This is a genomic window from Cyanobium sp. NIES-981 (genome assembly GCF_900088535.1).
Taxonomy (GTDB): Bacteria; Cyanobacteriota; Cyanobacteriia; order PCC-6307; family Cyanobiaceae; genus NIES-981.
Map to the genome: position 1 here is coordinate 2,526,468 of NZ_LT578417.1, position 20,336 is coordinate 2,546,803.

Genomic DNA, 20,336 nt, shown 5'->3' on the forward strand with positions numbered 1-20,336 from the left:
CGCTGAGCAGCCTGCTGGCGGCGATGGGTGGGGGTTCCGCCCCGCAAGGGGAGCCCCTGGACACCCTGGTGGTGGGACTGTTCGCCGCGGCCGGGCCCTCCATCCCTGCCCCCCCCGCCCTGAGCGCGCTGCTGGGCGCGGATCTGGACACCTGGATGCAGCAGCGCCACTTCAAGGCCAAGCCCGGGGAGTGCCTCACGGTCCACCGGCCCGGCGAGACGCCCACCACCTTGATCCTGGTGGGGCTGGGGGATGAAGCCGCCTACGGCCTGATCAACCTGCAGGAGGCGGCCGCCGCCGCCGCCCGCGCCGCCGCCGACAACCGGGCCACCAGCGTGGGGCTGGCCATCCCGCCAGGGCCCCTCACCCCGGCTGAGGCCGCTCGGGCCATCGCCCAGGCCGTGCGTCTGAGCCTCTACGAGGACCAGCGCTTCAAGAGCGAGCCCAAGCCCGGCCGGCAGCCCGAACGGGTGGCCCTGATCGGACTGCCGGCCGACGCCGACGCCGGACTGGCGACCATGGACGCCACCTGTGCCGGGGTGGAACTGGCCCGCCAGCTGGTGGCGGCTCCCCCCAATGTGGCCACACCCCAGCACCTGGCCGACACGGCCGCGGCCATCGCCAGAGAGCATGGCCTCAGCCTGCAGGTGCTGGAGCGGGCGGACTGCGAAGCCCTCGGCATGGGGGCCTACCTGGGGGTGGCGCAGGGCTCCGATCTGCCCCCCAAGTTCATCCACCTCACCTACCGCCCGGAGGCGGGCGCCAGCCGCCGGGTGGTGCTGGTGGGCAAGGGTCTCACCTTCGATTCCGGCGGGTACAACCTCAAGACCGCCGGCTCCCAGATCGAGATGATGAAGTACGACATGGGAGGCAGCGCCGCGGTGCTGGGGGCGGCCCGGGCGATCGCGCAGCTGAAGCCTGCCGACGTGGAAGTCCACGTGATCGTGGCCAGCTGCGAGAACATGATCAGCGGTGGCGCCGTCCATCCCGGGGACATCCTCACCGCCTCCAACGGCAGAACGATCGAGATCAACAACACCGACGCCGAGGGTCGCCTCACCCTGGCCGATGCCCTCGTCTATGCCAGCCGACTGGAGCCTGACGCGATCGTGGATCTGGCCACCCTCACCGGAGCCTGCGTGATCGCCCTGGGCGAGGAGATGGCCGGCCTCTGGAGCAACCATGACGGCCTTGCGGCGGCCCTGCTGGAGGCGGGGGAGGCCAGCGGCGAGAGCCTGTGGCGGATGCCGCTGCGGCCCTCCTACAAGAAGGGGCTCAAGAGCGGTGTGGCCGACCTCAAGAACACCGGCCCCCGCCCGGGTGGATCGATCACCGCTGCCCTCTTCCTGCAGGACTTCGTGAGCGGAGACCTGCCGTGGGCCCACCTCGACATTGCCGGAACCGTGTGGACGGAGAAGGGCCGCAGCCTGGACCCGTCCGGTGCCACCGGCTTCGGCGTGCGCACCCTGGTGGCCTGGGTGTGCCACGGAGCTCCGCTGGGTGCCACCTAGGTTTGGATCCCTGTCCGGAGGCTGCCCCGCATGGCCGTGAAGAAGATTCGCTGGTATGTGAAGGCCCAGCTCGGGGTGCTTCTGCTCCCCGCCGGCCTCTGCCTGTTCGGCGAGGCGGTGATCCGCCGGGGCATCCAGGTGCTGGCGGCCACCAGCCGGGTGGAGGGCATGACCGACCCCGGACCGTGGTTCTGGTACGGCACCCTGGGCCTGATCCTGATCAATGCGGGCGTGGGGCTGATGGTGGAAAGCGGCCTGCTCAGGGGCTATCCGCGCCAACCCTGAAGCCGGGCCAGAGCACCTGAAGCCGGGCCAGAGCAATTGCCCTGCCCACACCTACCCGGCAGCCGCGCTCAGGCCGCGATCGGTCCCGGGGCGGCCACGGCGGGGTGCACCTGCCCGCCGCGCAGCATCTGGGGCGGCTCCAGGGCATGGATCTGCCAGCGGGCCCGCTCACTGCAGAGGGGCAACAGGCGGTCGAGGTCGTCGGCAGCCTGCTTCGGACTCTCGTAAGGACCGATGTGGCGAGTCTGCAGGCCTTCGCGAATGGTCAGCAGATACATACAGGGTTCTGCTCGGCTGCGGGTCTCACGGTAAGGCGGATCCGTTGGTCTGGGAAGCTACCCGCTTGTCCGCCGCCGGTGGTGCGTGCTGGAGCCCAGCCAAGCGACGTGCGGAATGTCCTTCGATTTCCAGGCTCACCAGGGGGCCGAGCTGCGGGCCTGCGGGCCCCACACCTGATCCAGGCGACGATCGCGGCCGCAGGCCCAGCGGTAGTAGGCGTAGCTGACGGGATTGCGCTCCGCGTAGTTCTGATGGTGGTCCTCGGCTGGCCAGAACCGATCGAGCGGCTGGATCGCCACCTGCAGCGCCTGGAGCGGTCGTTGCAGGGCCAGGGCCGCAGCCTCCAGGCTCTCCTGCGCCTGGCGCTGCTGCTCCTGACCCTGCGGGAAGATCACCGGCCGATAGGACGAGCCCCGGTCGCAGAACTGGCCGCTGCCATCGAGGGGATCCACGTTGCGCCAGTAGGCCCGCAGCAGGGTGGTGTAGGGCATGCGTGCAGGATCGAAGCGCACCTTCACCGCCTCCTGGTGGCCCGTGCCACCGGCCGAAACCTGCTCATAGCGCGGATGGTCCAGGTGGCCGCCGCTGTAGCCGCTCTCCACATCGACCACCCCCGGCAGCGTCTCGAGATCGTGCTCCAGGCACCAGAAGCAGCCGCCGGCGAACACAGCCTCCTGCTCGGCAAGCGCCAGGGCCGGCCGTGGGGTGAACACCACGCCCAGCAGCAGGGCCAGACAGAGCAGCCAGGGCCAGCAGCGCTGGAGGAGCAGCGTCAGGGGTCGCTTCATGGAACGGGCTCCAGCACCTGGTTGAGGATCGCAGCGGCGGCCCGCCGGGTCACGCCGGGTTCGCCCAAGGCCTCCCGCAGGCGGGCATAGCCCATGAGCATGGCCGTCTGGGCCGCACTGCCCGGCTCGAGCAGCGGCAGCGCCTCCCGCACGATCGCCTCGGCGGTGAGGTCAGCCTGCAGCAGTTCCGGCACCAGCCGCTCTCCCAGCACCAGATTCACCGGCGAGATGTGGGGCACGCTGAACCGGAGGAGATGGCGGGCCACGAACGCCGTCAGCCCGCTGACGCGGTACACCACCACCTGGGGCACCCCCCGCAGCGCCAGCTCCAGGTTCACGGTGCCGGACTTGGCCAGGGCGAGGTCGGCTGCGGCGCACAGGGCCGGCTTCAGCCGATCCGCCTCGGCGGCGGGGATCACCAGCGCCTTCACACCAGCCTGGCTCAGCTGGCGGCTGAGATGGGTTTCAAAACCGGAGAGGCCGGCCGGCACCACCACCTGCAGGTCGGGCTGGGCCCGCTGCAGGGCAGCGGCAGCCGCCACGATGTGGGGCAGCATGTAGCGCAGCTCCTGCCGCCTGGATGCCGGCATCAGCAGCAGCACCGGCGCCTCCTGGGCAAGGCCCAGCTCGGCGCGGGCCTGCTGACGCTGAGGCAGATGCTCTACCGTGTCCACCAGGGGATGGCCCACATAGATCACGTTGGCCCCCCGGGAACCGTAGAAGCGGGCTTCCTCCTGGAAGATGGCCAGGATCTGGTTCGAGAAGCGGATCAGATTGGTGCGCCCTTCGGAGCCGAACTTGAAGGCCCACTCCTGGGGCGCGATGTAATAGGTGACAGGCACGCGGGGGAACCTGCGCTTGAGCCGCAGGCCCAGATTCACGTTGGGGCCCATGTAGTCGATCAGCACGACCCCATCGGGCGGTGCCACCTGGAACCACCGTTTCAGGCGGCGCTGCAGCAGCAGGGTGGGCAGCACGAACGGGATGGCCTCCAGCAGACCGATCGCCCCCATCCGGGTGGTGTTGGCCAGCAATTCGGCGCCGGCCCGTTCCATCCGCTCACCCCCGAGGGCCACCACCTGCAGCTCCAGCCCCCGCCGGCGGGCCTCCTCATGCAGGGCCTGCACCAGCAGGGCCCCCTGCAGGTCGCCGGACACCTCACCGGTGCTGACCAGCAACCGGAGCATCAGCGCGCTCCTGGAATCGGGCCCCGCCGCGAGGGCTCGAGCGAGGCCTCCAGGAAGGCCACCAGCGTCTCGGCCGCCTCCGTGAGGGGAGCGGAGCGCAGCTGGGCCAGGGCCTGCGCCAGGGTGCGGCGCTGGCGGTAGAGCACCGTCCAGGCCTGCTTGAGGTCGGCGTACTGGCGGCCCCCATCGCGTTCGGTGAGGCCGCTGCGCCGCAGGCCGATCGTGTTGAGGGCGCGCACCCGGGAGGGATGGCCCTCCACCAGGGTGAACGGTGGCACATCCCGCTCGATCCGGCTCATGCCGCCCACCATCGCCAGGGTGCCGATCTGCACGAACTGGTGGATGCCCAGCACGCCGCCGATCACGGCCCGATCACCGATCACCACATGGCCGGCCACGGCCACGCCGTTGGCGATCACGATCCGATCTCCCAGGTGGCAGTTGTGGCCCAGATGGCTGTAGGCCATCAGCAGATTGCCATCGCCGATCCTGGTCTGCTGGCGGCCGGTGGTGGCGCGGTTGATGGTGACGCACTCGCGGATGGTGTTGTCGTTGCCGATCACCACTTCGGTGGGATCGCCGGTGTACTTGAGGTCCTGGGGCTCGAGGCCGATGCAGGCGCCCGGAAAGATCCGGTTGCCGCGCCCCATCCGCACCCGGCCATCCAGCACCACATGGGGGCCGATCCGGCAGCCCTCCCCGAGCGTCACCTCGGGGCCCACCACGGCATAGGGCCCCACCTGGACGCCGGCGGCCAGCTCAGCCCGCGGATCGACCACCGCAGTGGCATGGACGGTGGTGGCCATCAGTCCACCAGCGAGAACATCAGTTCCCCCGAGCAGGCCAGTTCGCCATCCACCAGGGCTTCGGCCGCCACCTTGCCGAATCGCTTGCGCTTGAGGCTGATCAGCTCGCAGCTGATGCGCAGCTGGTCGCCCGGCACCACGGGCCGGCGGAAGCGCACGCCATCGATGCCGGCGAACACGAAGAGCCCCTTGGGCAGATCGGGCATCTGGGTGACAATCAATCCGCCCACCTGGGCCATCGCCTCGACGATCAACACCCCGGGCATGAGCGGGCGCCCGGGGAAGTGCCCCTGGAAGTGGGGCTCGTTGAAGGTCACGTTCTTGATCGCCACAGCGCGCTTGCCGGGCTCATGGGCGATCACCCGGTCCACCAACGCAAAAGGGTAGCGATGGGGGAGGAGGCCCTGGATCTGCTCCGCCTGCAGCACGCACGCTGAGGATGGAAGTGATGCGGGTGCTGGATCTCCTCCCCCTGAAGCAACGGAGGGGAGAGCAGAGGAATCGGGGCCGGAGGGTGCGATGGGAGGCAAGACGGTCAGGCAGGGAGGGACGACGAGCAGGGCAGCTCCGCCAGGGCGGCAGCCAGGGCGGTGTGAAGACCATGGGAGCCGCGGAAGGCAAACACCTGGGCCCTTGGCAGACCGACCAGCGCCAGGTCGCCCAACAGGTCCAGGATTTTATGGCGCACCGGTTCATCGGCAAACCGCAGGGGGGGATTCAGCCAGTGGTCACCGTCGCAGACCAGGGCGTTGTCGAGGCCGCCGCCCCGGATCAGACCGGCAGCCCGCAGCTGTTCCACCTGGGAGCGAAGGCCGAAGGTGCGGGCCGGGGCGATTTCCGCCACGAAGGTGGCCGGGGTGAGCTCCAGCGACAGCATCTGCCGGCCGATCGCCGCATCGCTGAACTCGATCGCGGCCCCCAGACGCAGCCCGCTGGCGGGCAGGGCCGTGACGAAGCCCCCGCCCTGGTGGAGCGTCAGCGGGGTCTGCGGTGCTGGCGCAGGGGCCGGTGCCCCCAGGGCCGCGAGTCCGGCCTCGGCGATGGCCTCCACCCAGGGCAGGGCGGAACCATCGAGCAGGGGAATCTCCTCGCCCTCCACCAGCACAACCGCCTGACTCACCCCCGTACCCGCCAGGGCCGCCAACAGGTGCTCCACCGTGGAGACCCGGCGATCGCCCAGCTGCAACGCCGTGCAGAGGGTGGTGCTGTGCACGCCCGCGGGGGTGAGGCGCACCAGGGGAAGGGAGGGTTGGTCCAGCCAGCCGAGCCAGTAGCCGGGCTGGGCAGAGGGCTCCAGCCGCACCCGCCCCGCTTGCCCGCTGTGGAGGCCCACACCGGAGCGGTCGACAGCCGAGGCCAGAGTCCAGGCCTGGGAATAGTCAGCTGGCCAGGGCCCCACTAGAACTTCCAGCCCACACCGAGATTGAAGCGCCAGTTGTCGGTGAAGTCCTCGGTGGCCACCTCCAGCCGCAGGGGACCGACCGGCGTGGTGACGATCAGGCCGATGCCGGGGGAGAACCCCTCCCCCTTCTTGCCCAGCAGACCGCCGGGGTTGCCGGGGATGTCGCCCTGGGTGCCGAAGGTGGTGCCGGCGTCGAAGAACACCGAGCCGCTCACGATGCTGAACAGGGGGAAGCGGTATTCGGCCGTGAACTCCCCGAAGACCTTGCCCACGCCCAGATCACAGTCGGCATAGCCACGCACGGAGTTGCCCCCGCCCAGACAGAAGGCCTCGTAGGGAGGAATCTCATCCCCGATCAGGGCACCGCCGGACACCTGGAAGGCCAGGGCCTGCTTGCAGTCCCGGGTTTCCCCCGGCTTGGGACGGCAGCCCTTGTAGATCTTCAGCCAGTCCACCGGGATGAAATGGGTGAAGGTGGTGCGCACCCGGTTGAAGGTGGGGGAGTCGTTGCCCACCGAGAGGAATTGCTCGGTGCCGATGCTGAAGAAGTTGCCGCGGGTGGGGTTGCGGGGGTCATCCAGGCTGCTGTAGGTGGCCCCCACCCGGAAGCTGAGCAACTGGTTTTCCGAGGCGCAGTTGAAGGCGAGGCAGATCACGTTGTCGCTGGGCACTCTGACGGGCTGCCGGTCGTCATTGTCCACGCCCACCACAGCCTGGGAATACTTGGTGCCCGAGAAGTTCATCGGTGTCACCTCCTGGCCACCAAACGCCAGAATGAGATTCCACGGTGCTCTCTTGTAGGGGTTCCCTCCATTGAGCGGACGCACGAACTGGACGTTGGCGCCGATGCGCTGGATGGCCACCGTGTCGAAGTTGGTGCGCACCTCAGCAAAAGGCCCCGACGTGTTCACCGGGCTGTTGGTGACCACATCGAAGTCGGCCCCATCGAAATCTTTGCCGTTGAATGTGGTGTCGGTGTTCTCACTCTGGAAGATCTGAGGCACCTCCCGGCTGAAGAAGATGCGGGTTCGGAAGGAGGTCCGGAACCGATCCCCCTTGATCCATGGATCCGTGAAGGTGACATCCCCGAGGCCACCGAACTGGCCGTAGGAGAAATTGGTGCCCAGGTTCCAGGCCCGGCCCAGCAGGTTGCTCTCCTGCAGCTGGATCTGGCCGAACACCCCCTGGTTCTGGCTGTAGCCCACGCCACCGGAGACCGAACCGGTGGACTGCTCCACCATGCCGAGCACGATCACCACCTTGCCCGGTTCGGCCGGCACGGGCCTCAGGGTGACCTTGACATCGCCGAAGAGACCGGTGCCGTACAGGCGGCGGATGTCCTCTTCCAGCTGGCGCCGGTTGAAGACATCACCGGTCTTCATGGAGATCTCCCTGGTGATCACCCACGGCTTGCTCTTGCCACGGATCGGCTCCCCCTTGTCGTTGGTGGCGGATCCTTCCTTGTCGAGGAACTGCACCTCGACGCCCTCGACGATGCCCTCCCGCACCAGCAGTTCCACGGTGCCGTCGGGACTCACCCGGCTCGGGCCGGTGACGCGGGCCAGGGAGTAGCCCTGGTCCGCGTACCACTTCTGCAGCTCCTGCATGCGCGACTGCAGGGTGTTGAGGTTGAGCGTCTTCTCGTAATCGGCGGCGAAGGTGTCGGTGACCACCTGCTCCGGCACCTGGAGATCGGCCGGCTCCAGGCTCACCTGCCGGAGCACCGGATTGGGAACCACGGCCACGATCAGCCGCACCCCGAGCGGACCATCCACGGGCTGGATCCGCACGTCGGAGAACCATCCGGTGGCATAGATGGCCGACAGATCGGTCTGCAGTTCGCTGCGGGTCACCTTCGTGCCGGGGGTGACCGCCATGGCGCCGTAGGCCGCCAGCTCGAGCCGCTCCCGCTCGGGATGGCCGTCCAGGCCCTCGATCACGATCTCGGCGATCTGCACCCGGGGCTCCTCCGGCGCCGCGGACTCCGCGGGAGAGGAGAACGTCTCGCTGGCCGGCGCCCTGCCCGGGGAGGGGCCCGTCGTGCCAGACCCTGGCTCAGGCGCATCGGAGGCGGCGGGCTGCTCCGCCGGGGCGTCGGCGGCGGGATCGGCGGGCGCCGACTCCGTGCTGGGGTCGGGGGCGGGCGACTCCTGAGCCAACGCGGGCGTGCCGGCCAGGAGAGCAACGCCCAGCAGCGGCCATACACCCTTCAAGCCGAGCGAACCCACCATGCCTGTGACGAATGGGGCGGATGGCCCGCCAATGTGGGCTGACCTTACCGGTAGATCAAGGGTTCGGGACACACCCCTTGGAGCCGTTTGAGAACCTGCCCATAGGCCTCCACAACACCGCCGAGATCCTGACGGAAGCGATCCTTGTCCAGAATCCTCTCGCTGGCATCCTGCACGCCACGATCCCAGAGACGGCACGTGTCCGGACTGATTTCATCCGCCACCACCAACTGCTGATCCTCCGTGTAGCCGAGTTCGATCTTGAAATCCACCAGGATCAGGCCCACCCGTTCGAAGATGTCCTGCAGAGCCGCATTCACGGCACGGGCCAGCCGCTCCACCGCCGTGCGCTGCTCCCCATCCAGCAGGCCCAGGTACGCCAGCCTCGCCTCGGTGAGCAGGGGATCCCCCAGGCCATCGTCCTTGTAATAGAGATCCAGCAGGGGTGGGTCGAGGGGGGTCCCGGCGCTGATCGGCATCTGCCGGCACAGGGATCCCGCCGCGCGATTGCGGATCACCACCTCGATGGGAATGATCCGCACCGGCCGCACCAGCATCCAGTGCCCGGCGTGCTCGCCTTGCCCCAGTCCCCGGTAGTGGGTGGGGATGCCCCGGCTGGCCAGCTGCTCGAACAGCAGCGCGGAGATCTGGCAGTTGAGCCAGCCCTTGCCGGCCAGCTGGGCCTTCTTGAGCGCATTGAAGGCCGTGGCGTCGTCCTTGTATTCCACAGCCACCAGATCGGGCCGGTCGGTGGCATGAACCCGCTTGGCCTTGCCTTCATGCAGGAGGGGACCGAGGGCGTAGGCGCTCATGGCTGGGTGCTGGGGTCAGGAGGGGCGGCGTGGCCACCGGGGTCACGGGGCGAGCGGAGCTGGCTCTCGAGCTCAGCGGCCCGCGCAGGATCCACGGCGAAGCGGCGCTGCAGCAGCCACTCACCGTAGGCATCATCGATCCGACCGCTGAGCCGCAGCCGGCGCCGCAGGGCCTGCGCCGCCGCGGGAGACAGGCTGGAGCCCGCACCGCTCTCCACGAAAGCCAGCTGCTGATCCAGCAGGGCGGCCACCAGGCCCCAGGCGCCACTGGCGGCAGCCTGATCGAGCGCCCGCTCCAGCAGCGCCTCCCGGGTGGGGGCATCCAGGCCATCGGCCAGCGCCACCGCCCGGGCCCAGCGGCGGGCCTGCGGCGCCCCGGGCGTGGAGGCGGCCAGCAGCACCGCGGCGGCCTGCTCGTTGCGGCCCAGGCTCGTGAGATGGTCGGCCAGCTGGTCGAGGGCCGGCAGGGTGACGGCCGGGCCGCCCTCCACGGCAGGCTGCCGCGTCAGCCGGATGGACTCCAGGCGGGCAAGGTCGCCCGCCGCCATCCAGCGCAGGGCTCTGGCGGCCCGTTCGTGGTCCTGTCCGGCATCGGCCGCCCGCCACTGCAGCAGGAGCCAGGCCTGGCGATCCGGGCCCGGGGCCGGGCTGTGGCGCGCCAGCACCGCCAGGGCATCATCCGGGGCCTCACACACCAGCAGGGCCTCCGCCGTGGCGAGCACGGCGGCCAGGTCGGGCTCGCCCCGGCGCTGGCTGATCAGCCCATCCTGCAGGCGCCGCAGTTCCCCCATGTCCCGGGAGGCCCGCGCCGCGCGGCAACGCCGCACCACGGTCTCCAGAGGTTCCTGGGAGGGGATCGGGGCCGTCTGGGCTGGGCCGCCCATCCCCTCCTGGCTGCGGGCCGGCGCGGCGAGCGCCAGCGCCCAGGCCGCCGCAACGGCGAGCGTGCCCGCCACGAGGGCAGCCAGCGGTGCCAGCAGGGCATCGGCTGCCCGCGCCGGGTTCGAGGCGAGGGCCCGCATGGACGGGGCTGACATGGGGGAGGATTGGCGAGGCGTGCCGCTGCAGGGTCGATCGCCTGAGGCGACCATCTGCCGGCATCATCTTGGTTCAAGCTCAACGCCAAGCTCAAGCGACGCGCAACTTCAGCCCCAGGCCCAGCCGCACCCCCTCGTCCCCTTCCACCCTTCGTGTCCCGATGGAGCCAGAGGTCTCACCCCAAGCCCGCCACATCCTCGTGGTGGGCTCGGGGGCAGGGAAAATGCCCTGGGCTGGGCCCTGGCCCGCAGCACCGGTGTGGAGCAGGTGTGGGTGAGCCCCGGTAACGGTGGCACCGCCGAGCTGCCCGGCTGCCGGCAGCTCGGGGTGGGCGACAGCGATGCGGATGCCCTGGTGGAGGTGTGCCGCGAGCTGGCCATCGATCTGGTGGTGGTGGGTCCGGAGGGACCTCTGGCCGCCGGGCTCGCGGACCGGCTGCGCCAGGCCGGCGTGGCGGTGTTCGGGCCGGGGGCCGATGGAGCCCGCCTGGAGGCCAGCAAACAGTGGGCCAAGGCCCTGATGCGGCAGGCCGGGGTGCCGACGGCGGGCTTCTGGCCGGCCGACAGCCGCAGCCAGGCCCTCGCCATCCTCGAGGAGCAGGGCCGGCCGCTGGTGGTGAAGGCCGACGGGCTGGCCGCCGGCAAGGGGGTCACCGTGGCGGAGACCCTGGCGGAGGCCCGCGATGCCATCGAGGAGATCTTCGCGGGCCGCTTCGGCAGCGGCGCCTCCCTGGTGCTGGAGGAGCGCACCCACGGGCCTGAGGTGTCGGTGTTCGCCCTCACCGATGGCCAGCGCCTGGTGCTCCTGCCCCCGGCCCAGGACCACAAGCGGATCGGCGAGGGGGACACCGGTCCGAACACGGGGGGGATGGGGGCCTACGCACCCGCACCCCTGCTCGACCAGGACGGCCTGGAGCGGGTGCGGCGCGAGGTGCTGGAACCCACCCTGCACGCCCTCCAGGCGCGTGGCATCGATTACCGCGGCGTGCTCTACGCCGGGCTGATGCTGACGGACTCCGGCCCGAGCGTGATCGAGTTCAACTGCCGCTTCGGCGACCCGGAGTGCGAGACCCTCATGCCGCTGCTCGGGCCGGAGCTGGCGGCCGTGCTGTTCGCCTGTGCCCAGGGCCGGCTCGACGCCGCTCCTGCGCTCAGCATCCGCCGGGGCTGCAGCGCCTGTGTGATCCTCGCCGCGGAGGGCTATCCCGGCACGATCCGTCAGGGCGACCTTCTGCAGGGGGTGCAGCCCCCTGGCCCGGATCTGCAGATGTTCCACGCCGGCACCCGGCGCGAGGCGGACGGCAGCTGCGTCAGCAGCGGCGGCCGCGTGCTGGCGGTGGTGGCCCAGGCCGAGGATTTCGATGCGGCCTTCGATCGGGTCTATACCGGATTGGAGCAGGTGCGGTTCCGCGGCATGACCTACCGGCGAGACATCGGCCACCAGGTGCGAACGCGATGAATGCCGATGGGATGAACCAGCCCTCCGGCAGCACCGGCACCCTGGCAGCCTGGCGCCAGGCCCTGGGCCGCTGGTGGGCGGAATTCAGCCTGCAGACCAAGCTGCTGGCGGTGGCCACCCTGGTGGTGAGCCTGCTGATGACGGGCATCACCTTCTTTGCACTCAATGGCATCCAGCGGGATGCCCGCATGAGCGACACCCGCTACGCGCGGGATCTGGGCCTGCTGCTCTCCGCCAACGTCACGCCCCTGGTGGCGGAGGGGAATGACAGGGAACTGGCCTCGGTGGCCGAACGGTTCTGGCGCTCCAGCCGCAGCCTCCGCTACATCTTCTTCGCCGACCCTGACGGGGTCATCTACCTGGGCATTCCGATCGGCGGCACCTCCGGCAGCAGCGAGCTGCTGCTCAGCCGGCGACTGGAGCTGCCGCCGGACATCCAGAAGCGGCCCGACAACCCCCTGATCCGGCAGCACCTCACGCCCGACGGCCAGGTGACGGACGTGTTCGTGCCGATGGTGAGTGAGGGCCGTTATTTCGGCGTGCTGGCCCTCGGCATCAACCCCAACGAAACCCTGCTCGCCAGTGCCGCCCTCACCCGGGAGGTGACCGTGGCCGTGTTCATCTCGATCTGGGTGCTGGTGATTCTGGGGGCCGTCTTCAATGCCCTCACGATCACCCAGCCGGTGAAGGAACTGCTGCGGGGTGTGCGGCAGGTGGCCGGCGGCAACTTCGGCGCCCGCATCGCCCTGCCGGTGGGCGGGGAGCTGGGCGAACTGCTGGAAGGCTTCAACGCGATGACCGCCGAACTGGAGGTGTACAAGGCGGCCAACATCGAGGAGCTCACCGCCGCCCAGGTGAAGCAGGAATCCCTGATCGCCACCATGGCCGATGGCGCCGTTCTGCTCGACGCGAGCGGAGCCATCGTGCTGGCCAACCCCACGGCCCGCCGGCTGTTCCGCTGGGAGGGCCGCAAGCTGGAAGGGCAGGAGCTGATCAGCGAGCTGCCGGAAAGGCTGGCGATTGAACTCCACTCCGCGCTGGACAACGTGATGAGCGGCCAGCAGGAAGCCGCCGATGTGCGCTGCAACGTGGGAGAACCGCCCCGCACCCTGCGCATCGTGCTGCAACCCGTGCGCGATGCCAGTGGTGAATCCCTCAAGGGCATCGCCATGACCGTTCAGGACCTCACCCGGGAGGTGGAGCTCAACGCGGCCCAGAGCCGTTTCATCAGCAACGTGTCCCACGAACTGCGCACGCCGCTGTTCAACATCAAGAGCTACGTGGAAACCCTCCACGATCTGGGCGATCAGCTCTCTGAGGAAGAAAAAAAGGAATTCCTGGGCATTGCCAATGCCGAAACCGACCGGCTCACCCGGCTGGTGAACGATGTGCTCGACCTGTCCCGCCTGGAATCGGAACGTGCCTGGAGTTTTGACCCCCTCGAGGTGGGCCCCGCCATCGAACAGACCCTCCGGACCTACCGGCTCAATGCCGAGGACAAGGGGGTGAAGCTGGTGTTCGAGTGCGAGGAACCACTGCCGGTGGTGCTGGGCAACTGGGATCTGCTGCTGCAGGTGTTCGACAACCTGGTGGGCAATGCCCTGAAGTTCACCCCGGAAGGGGGCCAGATCGTGTTGCGGGCCTACCCCTGGCCCGACCTCTGCCTGATCAATCCCGATGCCCTGCCCAGTGAGGACCTGCCGCGCTGTGACCTCAGTTCACCCCTGCCGCGCCTGAGGATCGAGATCAGCGACAGCGGCTGCGGCATCTCGGAAGCCGATCAGGACCGCATCTTCGAGCGTTTCTTCCGGGTGGAGAACGCCGTGCACTTTGAAGCCGGCACGGGCCTGGGCCTTTCGATCGTGCGCGGCATCCTCGACAAGCATGGCACCCAGATCCGCATGGCCAGCGAACCCGGGATCGGCACAAGTTTCTGGTTCGATCTCCCCCTCGAAGATTCAGACCAGGATGAGCTGCGGCTGACGGCCGAACGGCGGGCCGAGCCTGCCGCCATGGCCACCAGCAGCGCGTTAGCTGACAGCTCGATCAGCCGCTGACAACAGCCCTGACGACAGCCACTGACGAGTGAAGCGAGTGCAGCGCCGATCAGCGCTCATCGGCCACCCCACGCACGATCCGGGAGAGCTCACTGCGCTCGTCGGTGGTAACCCGGTGGGGCACCCCACTGATGATGCGCTCGAAATTGGAGAAGGAATCCTTGATCTCCGGGCCATTGCCTGTGATCACGAATTCACGGATGCCCTTGTCATGCCAGGAGCCCCGCATCTTGAACACATTGAGAGCACGGGCCATTTCGCCACGGATCTCCACATACTGAAGCAGCAGGATTGTATCGGTGATCGTTGATATATGGGAGTCGGTGATTGAATGACTCCCCATGAACTCCTCTGATGTATTCGTGAAGAAACCAGCAATCTCTTCCTGCTTGGCATAGCCGGTGACACCGATCACGAACTGCCGGAAAGCATTGTGGCTCACCCCCCGCGCCAGAGCACTGAGGGAGTCGATGGCCATTCTGGAGGGCTTGAACTGGCTGATCTCCGTCTTGATGATCTGGAGGTGATCCTCAAGTCCGGTGGACTCTGGATAGGCGCAGATGAACTTGAGCAGACCATCCTGCTCCATCTGCTCGAAGTCAATCCCCCAGCTGGTGGCGTTCCGCAGCAGCTGGGCCCGGGATTCCTCATAGGCGAAGAGGATGGCACGCTGCTTGCTGCGGCAGGCATCTTCGACGAACTTGGAGACCAGCAGGGTCTTGCCTGTGCCTGTGGCACCCGTGGCCAGAATGATGGAGTCCTTGAAGAAACCACCGCCGCACATCTCATCGAGCTTGGGCACACCCGAACTGATCCGGACGTTGGACGATCGCTGGGTCAGCCGCATGGCACCCAAGGGGAACACACTCATGCCATGGCTTCCCATCGTGAACGGGAATTCGCCTTTCATGTGGGTGGTGCCCCGCAGCTTGAGAATCTCCACAGTGCGCCGTCTGCGCTCTCCCTCCAGAACATTGCGCAAGATCACAACGTTGTCAGAGACAAATTCCTCAACGCCATACCGAGCGATCGGCCCATACTCGTCAATGCGCTCAGTGGTCATCACCGTGGTGACACCGATTTCCTTGAGCCTGGCAATCAAACGAAAGATTTCCCGGCGCACAACCGAAACGGCGTCGTACTGCTGAAATACAGCCGTGATCGAGTCAATGGCCACCCTGCGCGCTTTGTACTTACGGATGGCATAGTTGATCCGTTCGATCAAGCCAGACAGGTCAAAGCTCCCGGCAACATCCTGCCCATCCGGATCAGGAGAGGCATCGAGAATAAACAGCTTATCCTGTTCAAGCATCTCCTGGAGATTCCAGCCAAAACTGGCAGCGTTGCGGAGAATATCCAGGGGAGACTCCTCAAAAGTCACGAAAATCCCAGGCTCTTTGTACTGGCGAATCCCGTTGTAGAGGAAGTTCAACGAGAGCACCGTCTTGCCTGTTCCCGAGGTGCCACTGATCAGGGTGGAACGCCCGATCGGCAGGCCACCATGGCAGACATCATCAAAGCCCTCAATGCCCGTGGGCAGCTTCTGGACCTGCATCAAGGGATTCAATGGGGAACTGGGTTGCTGCATCGCCGTGGAACGAGAGGAAGAGAACAGGGAACGATCAGGCGCCGGGATCAGACCGGAGGGTTGAGGCCATCAGCAGGGCGGGCTCCTTCAGCGGGGATGGGAGGAAGGCCGGGATCGGAGTCTGAAGCTCCCCCCGCCGCTTGGCCCTGGGCAGATTGGAGCTGGTCCTCGAAGTCGGCATCATCCGTGAGCTCGTCGTAGAGAAGATCGAGGCCGATCAGAACGCGTTCACGGTCACTCAGATCCCCGATGATGCGACGCACGGGCGGAGGCAGGATCTTGGTGAGGGTAGGGGTGGCAAGAATCTTGTCCTCTTCTGCAAGCTGGGGGTTGACCAGGACATCAATCACTTTGAGAGCATAAACACCTTTGAACTCCGTGTCCAGGATGTTACGCAGAGTTTTCAGCGCGCGCATCGAGTTGGGCGTATTTCCAGCCACATAGAGCTTGAGAATGTAGGTTTTACGTGGGGACATGGATGTTGGAAGCCTGGGTTCAAGTGGAAGAAGAAAAGCGCACGAGCGGCACGTCGGGAGGTATGGAGCGCCGATACATCTCACAGAGATGGGCCATCACATCCAACAAGGCCAGGCGATAATCCTGAAGAAAGTCCGTCTTGCGCCCCTCCAAGCGCAGCCGATCGGAGAAGGACTCGATCATATCCATGTGAATCTGAACAGCGGTGGTGATCGAAAGATCGCTGAAGAAGGCCGTGTTAACAAAACTCTCGAGGGCCTGGTTGGCTGCCGAAGGGTTACGGAAGTAATTGAGCAGAAGATCGCGATAACTCCGCTCCAACGAACGTCGGAGTTCGTTCTGCTCCTTCAGCGGCAGGTTGCGCAGGAAGCGGGAGGGGTCCCGCTTGTAGAAAACTCCAAGCAGGCCGAGCCGTTCCTTGAGCCGATCATCCAACCTCCAGGGGATCGGTAACGGGGCCGCGCTGGGCTCGGTTGCCCCACCACCGTCCTCCCCAGCACCAACCCCACCGGGGGTGCCGGGTCCATCACCCACGCTCATCACCCCCTGACGCAGAAAACGGGACACGGCCGCATCGAGGCTGTAGGGCAGCTGCTCGAGCTGATCGCGGGGCAGGCGCACCTCGGCCCCATGGACGGTCACCTCGCCCGTCACCGCCCCGATCACCACGGCGGGGAGCACAAGCCCCCGCTGACTCAGGCCGGCGAACACGCTGGGATCGACGGCGCCCTCCTCGATGAGCAGGGCGTCGAAGTCCTCCCGCAACCGCTCAAGGGCTGCCCCAGGCTCGTCGCTGGGATCGACAGGGACAAGGGCGTACCGCCCCCCTGCCAGCCAACGGGCGACGGCGGCCTGCAGCGCGGGGTCATGGACGAGGGAGGCAACGGTGAGGACCGATTCGGGCATGGAACAGCCCCGCCGGCGTGGACTGGCCGGCGGAGACGTGCCCCAATGTTGACGAAAGGCCGGTTGAAATCGGAGGATTTGCCATTGTCTTTCGATTGTGAGCCAGGCGTAATCGGCTGCCCGGCGGATCCCCGCGATCCGTCAACGGGCCGCCAGCCTGTCCACGCCCCCTTGTCATGACCCAGAGCTCCCCCTCTCCCAGCGGCACCACCAGCCCTGCGGCGACTGGTCCCTTCGCCATCGTCGAGGCCTCCGGCCAGCAGTTCTGGCTGCAGCCCAACCGCTACTACGACCTGGACCGGATCGCCGCCGGGGTGGATGACACCGTGACCCTCGAGAACGTGCTGCTCGTCAACGACGGCGAGGCCACCACCCTCGGCCAGCCCTACGTGAGCGGCGCCAGCGTGGAACTCAAGGTGATGGCCCACCGGCGGGGGCCGAAGGTGATCGTCTACAAGATGCGCCCCAAGAAGAAGACGCGCCGCAAGAACGGCCACCGCCAGGAGCTCACCCGCGTGATGGTGCAGGCCATCACCCTGGGCGGCAAGCCTCTGGCCTGAGGCGGCCCCAGTTCCCGGGGCAGCAGCCGGCAGCCACCCACCGCCACCGGTTCAAGTCCGGCAGAATTCTCCCCTTCACCCCCCTCTCCATTTCCTCACCATGGCCCACAAGAAAGGCACAGGCTCCACCCGCAACGGCCGCGACTCCAACGCCAAGCGCCTCGGCGTGAAGGCCTACGGCGGTGAGGCCGTGAGCGCCGGCTCGATCCTGATCCGCCAGCGCGGCACCTCGGTGCTGCCGGGCGTGAACGTGGGGCGCGGCTCCGACGACACCCTCTTCGCCCTGGTGGACGGGGTGGTGAGCTTCGATTCGATCAAGCGCGGCCTGCGCAACCGCAAGCGCATCAACGTGGCGCTGGGCTGAGTGGCTGCGCGCTGCACAGCGCCTGCCACCCCGACCCTGCCGCTGTGACGGTGGGGCCGGGGTGATCCCTCAGGCCAGGCGGTAGGCGCGGGTGGTGATCAGGAAGGGGTGAAACACCTCCAGGAACCTGCTCTGGAGCGTGCGGAAGAAGCGCTCCACCAGCACCGGGTCATCCAGATGAAAGGGATACTCCCCCCGGTGCCCCTTGAAGAAATACCAGTTCAGCAGGGCGGTTCCCGCCGGGGAGAGTCGCTCGGCGAACAGCTCGAGCTGGCCGGCCGGATCGGGCAGGTGCTCGAGCACGTCCAGGCACACGAGGGTGTCGAAGCGCTGGGGCAGCCGCCCATCCTGCAGATCGCGATGGCAGGAGAGCTTGGCCGCCAGGCCGAGACGGGCCGCCCGGGCTTCGACGCAGGCGCGGTTGTGGGGATTGAGATCCACGAACCACACCCGCTCCACCTGGGGCAGGGCCGCCGCCGCCAGGGCATGGCTGCCGATGCCCCCCCCGAAATCGAGCACGTGGCCCTGGGCGAAGCTCTGCTGCAGGCGGAGGGTATCGGCGATGTAGTCGGCACTGCCCAGGTGCCAGGCGGCCAGCTCGAGCAGATGGGCCGTGCCCACGGTGTCTTCGTAGAAGCGGCCGGCCTGCTCCAGCTCGAACGCCCCGGGATGCAGGGCCGCCAGCTCCGCGGTGCTGGTGGGCAGGCGCCGCTCCAACTCGGCGGCATCGATGGCGAGATAGTCGGCCAGGTGCTGCCGCAGGGCGAATCCATCCGCAAGGAAGCGTTCCACGCCGAGGGTGCCCTGGCCGGGTTCTGCTGCCGTGACCACTGACCGTCCGAGTCGTACAGGGCCAAACCTAGATCCCATCCGGGTGCGCCTCAGCCGAGTTCACTGCCCTCGCCCGGCACCTCCAGCCAGTGGCGCAGCCAGCCGGTGAGGGCGTAGAAGGGCAGGGTGTCCACCAGGGCCGCCAGCGCCTTGAACAGGTAGCCGCTGGCGATGTAACTCGCCAGCTGGGGCAGCACAGCCTCCCCCGGGCGGATCGGCAGCAGGTGGTTGGCGTAGTGGCTCACCAGCACCACGGCGGTGGTGTCCACCAGCTGACTCACCAGGGTGGAGCCGTTGTTGCGCAGCCAGAGGGCCTTGCCGCCGCTGAAGCGCTTCCAGAAATGGAACAGGCGCACATCGGTGAACTGGGCTGCGAGATAGGCCAGCATCGACGCCCCCACCGCCCCGAAGGCCAGCCGCTGGACCTCGAAGAACGTGGCCTCCGGAGCGCCCGCCAACCCCGGCAGCACCCCGCCCAGCCAGAGCACGAGCACCACCCAGCCATTCAGCGCCAGGCCCACCCAGACCAGCTGGCCGGCCTTGCGCTCCCCCCAGATCTCGCTGATCAGGTCGGTGCACAGGAAGGTGACGGGGTAGGGCAGGGCCCCCACGGCCACGACGATCGGCCAGGAGCCGATCGCACCGAGCTGCAGAAAGCGGGTGAGCCCCAGGATGTTGAGCATGGCCATGCTGCCGAGGAACAGACCCGCCAGCACCAGTAACGCCAGATCACGCCGTTGCTGCAGGGTCATCGGGGGCGGCAGGGCCAAGGGGGGCGGCAGGGCCATCGGGGCGGAGCATGGGACGCTTCCAGGCTGATGGGTGCGGGCATGGCTGACCAGTGCTGCGGGTTTCTGGTGCTGGACAAGCCGGCCGGGCTCACCTCCCATGGCTGTGTGGCGCGGGCGCGACGGGCCTACGGGCTGCGGCGGGTGGGCCATGGCGGCACCCTGGACCCGGCGGTCACCGGGGTGCTGCCCCTCGCCCTGGGGCCGGCCACGCGGCTGCTGCCCTACCTGGAGGGGGCCAAGCGCTACGAGGGCACGGTGCAGCTGGGGCTGCGCACCGACAGCGACGACCTCACCGGCACGGTGCTGGAGCGGCAGGCCTGGCCAGCGCTGGACCGCGCCCGGCTGGAGGAGGCCCTGGCTCCCTTCCGCGGCACCTTCGCCCAGGTGCCGCCGCAGATCTCGGCCGTTCACGTGGAGGGTCAGCGGGCCTACGCCCGTGCCCGCCGCGGCGAGCAGCTGGAGCTGGAGGCCCGCAGCGTGACGATCGAAACCCTGGAGCTGCTGCACTGGGATCCCGCCCAGGGCCGGCTGAAGCTGAGGGTGGGCTGCTCCGCCGGCACCTACATCCGTTCCCTGGCCCGCGATCTGGGCGCGGCGCTGGGATGCGGTGGCAGTCTCGCGGAACTGCGGCGCACGGAGGCCCTGGGCTTCAGCCTGGCCCAGGCCGTGCCCCTGCAGGCCCTCGATCAGGCGCCGCCTCCGCCACTGCTGCCCCCCCTCTCGGCCCTGGCCCACCTCCCCCGGCGCCTGCTGCATCCCGGGGAACTGGCAGGCTGGCGCTGCGGCCGGGCCCTGGAGGCCAGCGGCAGCCACCCGGGGGGTGCTGCAGTGGCGGTGCTGGCCCCGGATGGCAATCTGGCTGGGGTTGCCAGGGCCTCCGAAGGGGGTCTGCTGCAACCCCGGCTGGTCTTCGATGCGGCCGGCTGAGCCCCGTCCTTCCCGTTCCTGAGCTTCTTCGCGTTCCG

At 68.1% G+C, this 20,336-nt stretch carries 20 protein-coding genes and 1 pseudogene; 7 read left to right on the forward strand and 14 right to left on the reverse strand.

All coding sequences use genetic code 11. From position 1 onward, the window contains the following. The first annotated feature begins 23 nt into the window (after nucleotides 1-23). On the forward strand, nucleotides 24-1,511 hold the full coding sequence (locus tag CBM981_RS12710) for a leucyl aminopeptidase (RefSeq protein WP_369801700.1): 1,488 nt from the start codon (nucleotides 24-26) through the stop codon (nucleotides 1,509-1,511). A 30-nt stretch (nucleotides 1,512-1,541) separates the two neighbouring features. Continuing rightward, nucleotides 1,542-1,796 (forward strand): hypothetical protein, encoded by a 255-nt coding sequence (locus CBM981_RS12715; protein WP_087068706.1) that lies wholly within the window; start codon nucleotides 1,542-1,544, stop codon nucleotides 1,794-1,796. A gap of 68 nt (nucleotides 1,797-1,864) precedes the next feature. On the opposite strand, the gene CBM981_RS12720 is transcribed toward CBM981_RS12715, so the two are convergent. From CBM981_RS12720 to CBM981_RS12760, 9 genes are all read right to left on the reverse strand, one after another. Continuing rightward, nucleotides 1,865-2,074, reverse strand: a complete 210-nt coding sequence (locus CBM981_RS12720) for a hypothetical protein (protein WP_087068707.1) — start codon at nucleotides 2,072-2,074, stop codon at nucleotides 1,865-1,867. 135 nt (nucleotides 2,075-2,209) lie between these two features. Beyond that, nucleotides 2,210-2,863: a peptide-methionine (S)-S-oxide reductase MsrA gene (gene msrA / locus CBM981_RS12725; RefSeq protein WP_087068708.1), complete on the reverse strand. Its 654-nt coding sequence runs from the start codon at nucleotides 2,861-2,863 to the stop codon at nucleotides 2,210-2,212. Next, complete coding sequence (lpxB, locus tag CBM981_RS12730; RefSeq protein ID WP_087068709.1) at nucleotides 2,860-4,050, reverse strand: lipid-A-disaccharide synthase; 1,191 nt, start codon at nucleotides 4,048-4,050, stop codon at nucleotides 2,860-2,862. The genes msrA and lpxB overlap by 4 nt, the downstream gene beginning before the upstream one ends. Continuing rightward, nucleotides 4,050-4,856: an acyl-ACP--UDP-N-acetylglucosamine O-acyltransferase gene (gene lpxA / locus CBM981_RS12735; protein ID WP_087068710.1), complete on the reverse strand. Its 807-nt coding sequence runs from the start codon at nucleotides 4,854-4,856 to the stop codon at nucleotides 4,050-4,052. Before lpxA ends, lpxB begins: the two co-directional genes overlap by 1 nt. Next, nucleotides 4,856-5,284 carry a 3-hydroxyacyl-ACP dehydratase FabZ gene (gene fabZ, locus CBM981_RS12740; RefSeq protein ID WP_087068711.1) on the reverse strand — a complete coding sequence of 143 codons (429 nt, stop codon included), beginning with the start codon at nucleotides 5,282-5,284 and terminating at the stop codon, nucleotides 4,856-4,858. The genes lpxA and fabZ overlap by 1 nt, the downstream gene beginning before the upstream one ends. 107 nt (nucleotides 5,285-5,391) lie before the next feature. Beyond that, the gene (gene lpxC, locus CBM981_RS12745) at nucleotides 5,392-6,255 is read right to left on the reverse strand and encodes a UDP-3-O-acyl-N-acetylglucosamine deacetylase (RefSeq protein WP_087068712.1); all 864 of its coding nucleotides are present in this window, start codon (nucleotides 6,253-6,255) and stop codon (nucleotides 5,392-5,394) included. Next, nucleotides 6,255-8,489 (reverse strand): outer membrane protein assembly factor, encoded by a 2,235-nt coding sequence (locus CBM981_RS12750; protein ID WP_087068713.1) that lies wholly within the window; start codon nucleotides 8,487-8,489, stop codon nucleotides 6,255-6,257. The genes lpxC and CBM981_RS12750 overlap by 1 nt, the downstream gene beginning before the upstream one ends. Nucleotides 8,490-8,533: 44 nt before the next feature. Continuing rightward, complete coding sequence (gene purC, locus CBM981_RS12755; protein ID WP_087068714.1) at nucleotides 8,534-9,301, reverse strand: phosphoribosylaminoimidazolesuccinocarboxamide synthase; 768 nt, start codon at nucleotides 9,299-9,301, stop codon at nucleotides 8,534-8,536. Next, nucleotides 9,298-10,338, reverse strand: a complete 1,041-nt coding sequence (locus tag CBM981_RS12760; protein ID WP_157665455.1) for a hypothetical protein — start codon at nucleotides 10,336-10,338, stop codon at nucleotides 9,298-9,300. The genes purC and CBM981_RS12760 overlap by 4 nt, the downstream gene beginning before the upstream one ends. 259 nt (nucleotides 10,339-10,597) lie before the next feature. On the opposite strand from CBM981_RS12760, the gene purD reads away from it, so the two are divergent. Then, a complete protein-coding gene (gene purD, locus CBM981_RS12765) occupies nucleotides 10,598-11,797 on the forward strand; it encodes a phosphoribosylamine--glycine ligase (protein WP_255376825.1) in 1,200 nt (399 codons plus the stop codon). A gap of 11 nt (nucleotides 11,798-11,808) precedes the next feature. Further along, nucleotides 11,809-13,854, forward strand: a complete 2,046-nt coding sequence (locus tag CBM981_RS12770) for an ATP-binding protein (RefSeq protein WP_087068716.1) — start codon at nucleotides 11,809-11,811, stop codon at nucleotides 13,852-13,854. Nucleotides 13,855-13,903: 49 nt separating this feature from the next. On the opposite strand, the gene kaiC is transcribed toward CBM981_RS12770, so the two are convergent. From kaiC to CBM981_RS12785, 3 genes and pseudogenes are all read right to left on the reverse strand, one after another. Next, a complete protein-coding gene (gene kaiC, locus CBM981_RS12775) occupies nucleotides 13,904-15,442 on the reverse strand; it encodes a circadian clock protein KaiC (RefSeq protein WP_087068717.1) in 1,539 nt (512 codons plus the stop codon). A gap of 176 nt (nucleotides 15,443-15,618) precedes the next feature. Beyond that, nucleotides 15,619-15,918 (reverse strand): annotated as a pseudogene (kaiB, locus tag CBM981_RS12780) (circadian clock protein KaiB); the annotation flags it as partial. Between the two features lie 19 nt (nucleotides 15,919-15,937). Next, nucleotides 15,938-16,825, reverse strand: coding sequence for a circadian clock protein KaiA (locus CBM981_RS12785; protein ID WP_087068719.1), 888 nt, complete (start codon nucleotides 16,823-16,825; stop codon nucleotides 15,938-15,940). Between the two features lie 176 nt (nucleotides 16,826-17,001). Between CBM981_RS12785 and rplU the strand changes: the two genes are divergently transcribed. Beyond that, on the forward strand, nucleotides 17,002-17,385 hold the full coding sequence (gene rplU / locus CBM981_RS12790; protein ID WP_087068720.1) for a 50S ribosomal protein L21: 384 nt from the start codon (nucleotides 17,002-17,004) through the stop codon (nucleotides 17,383-17,385). Between the two features lie 100 nt (nucleotides 17,386-17,485). Then, complete coding sequence (gene rpmA, locus CBM981_RS12795) at nucleotides 17,486-17,749, forward strand: 50S ribosomal protein L27 (protein WP_087068721.1); 264 nt, start codon at nucleotides 17,486-17,488, stop codon at nucleotides 17,747-17,749. A gap of 69 nt (nucleotides 17,750-17,818) precedes the next feature. Here rpmA and CBM981_RS12800 read toward each other — a convergent pair whose 3' ends face one another. Together CBM981_RS12800 and CBM981_RS12805 are read right to left on the reverse strand one after the other, a co-directional pair. Further along, entirely contained in the window at nucleotides 17,819-18,580 is a 762-nt protein-coding gene (locus CBM981_RS12800) for a bifunctional 2-polyprenyl-6-hydroxyphenol methylase/3-demethylubiquinol 3-O-methyltransferase UbiG (RefSeq protein ID WP_225867391.1), read from the reverse strand. 50 nt (nucleotides 18,581-18,630) lie between these two features. Further along, nucleotides 18,631-19,332: a queuosine precursor transporter gene (locus tag CBM981_RS12805; protein ID WP_087069420.1), complete on the reverse strand. Its 702-nt coding sequence runs from the start codon at nucleotides 19,330-19,332 to the stop codon at nucleotides 18,631-18,633. A 78-nt stretch (nucleotides 19,333-19,410) separates the two neighbouring features. Here CBM981_RS12805 and truB point away from each other — a divergent pair, with 78 nt between their 5' ends. After that, the gene (gene truB, locus CBM981_RS12810; protein WP_087069421.1) at nucleotides 19,411-20,298 is read left to right on the forward strand and encodes a tRNA pseudouridine(55) synthase TruB; all 888 of its coding nucleotides are present in this window, start codon (nucleotides 19,411-19,413) and stop codon (nucleotides 20,296-20,298) included. Nucleotides 20,299-20,336: the final 38 nt, after the last annotated feature.

Excerpts from the sequence above, each read along its gene's own strand:
- lpxB (WP_087068709.1), bottom strand. The coding sequence starts at position 4,050 with ATGCTCCGGTTGCTGGTCAGCACCGGTGAGGTGTCCGGCGACCTGCAG.
- CBM981_RS12715 (WP_087068706.1), top strand. The coding sequence starts at position 1,542 with ATGGCCGTGAAGAAGATTCGCTGGTATGTGAAGGCCCAGCTCGGGGTG.
- kaiC (WP_087068717.1), bottom strand. The coding sequence starts at position 15,442 with ATGCAGCAACCCAGTTCCCCATTGAATCCCTTGATGCAGGTCCAGAAG.
- CBM981_RS12710 (WP_369801700.1), top strand. The coding sequence starts at position 24 with ATGGGTGGGGGTTCCGCCCCGCAAGGGGAGCCCCTGGACACCCTGGTG.
- purC (WP_087068714.1), bottom strand. The coding sequence starts at position 9,301 with ATGAGCGCCTACGCCCTCGGTCCCCTCCTGCATGAAGGCAAGGCCAAG.
- msrA (WP_087068708.1), bottom strand. The coding sequence starts at position 2,863 with ATGAAGCGACCCCTGACGCTGCTCCTCCAGCGCTGCTGGCCCTGGCTG.
- rpmA (WP_087068721.1), top strand. The coding sequence starts at position 17,486 with ATGGCCCACAAGAAAGGCACAGGCTCCACCCGCAACGGCCGCGACTCC.
- rplU (WP_087068720.1), top strand. The coding sequence starts at position 17,002 with ATGACCCAGAGCTCCCCCTCTCCCAGCGGCACCACCAGCCCTGCGGCG.
- truB (WP_087069421.1), top strand. The coding sequence starts at position 19,411 with ATGGCTGACCAGTGCTGCGGGTTTCTGGTGCTGGACAAGCCGGCCGGG.
- CBM981_RS12805 (WP_087069420.1), bottom strand. The coding sequence starts at position 19,332 with ATGACCCTGCAGCAACGGCGTGATCTGGCGTTACTGGTGCTGGCGGGT.
- CBM981_RS12750 (WP_087068713.1), bottom strand. The coding sequence starts at position 8,489 with ATGGTGGGTTCGCTCGGCTTGAAGGGTGTATGGCCGCTGCTGGGCGTT.
- CBM981_RS12785 (WP_087068719.1), bottom strand. The coding sequence starts at position 16,825 with ATGCCCGAATCGGTCCTCACCGTTGCCTCCCTCGTCCATGACCCCGCG.
- CBM981_RS12720 (WP_087068707.1), bottom strand. The coding sequence starts at position 2,074 with ATGTATCTGCTGACCATTCGCGAAGGCCTGCAGACTCGCCACATCGGT.
- CBM981_RS12760 (WP_157665455.1), bottom strand. The coding sequence starts at position 10,338 with ATGTCAGCCCCGTCCATGCGGGCCCTCGCCTCGAACCCGGCGCGGGCA.
- lpxA (WP_087068710.1), bottom strand. The coding sequence starts at position 4,856 with ATGGCCACCACCGTCCATGCCACTGCGGTGGTCGATCCGCGGGCTGAG.
- CBM981_RS12770 (WP_087068716.1), top strand. The coding sequence starts at position 11,809 with ATGAACCAGCCCTCCGGCAGCACCGGCACCCTGGCAGCCTGGCGCCAG.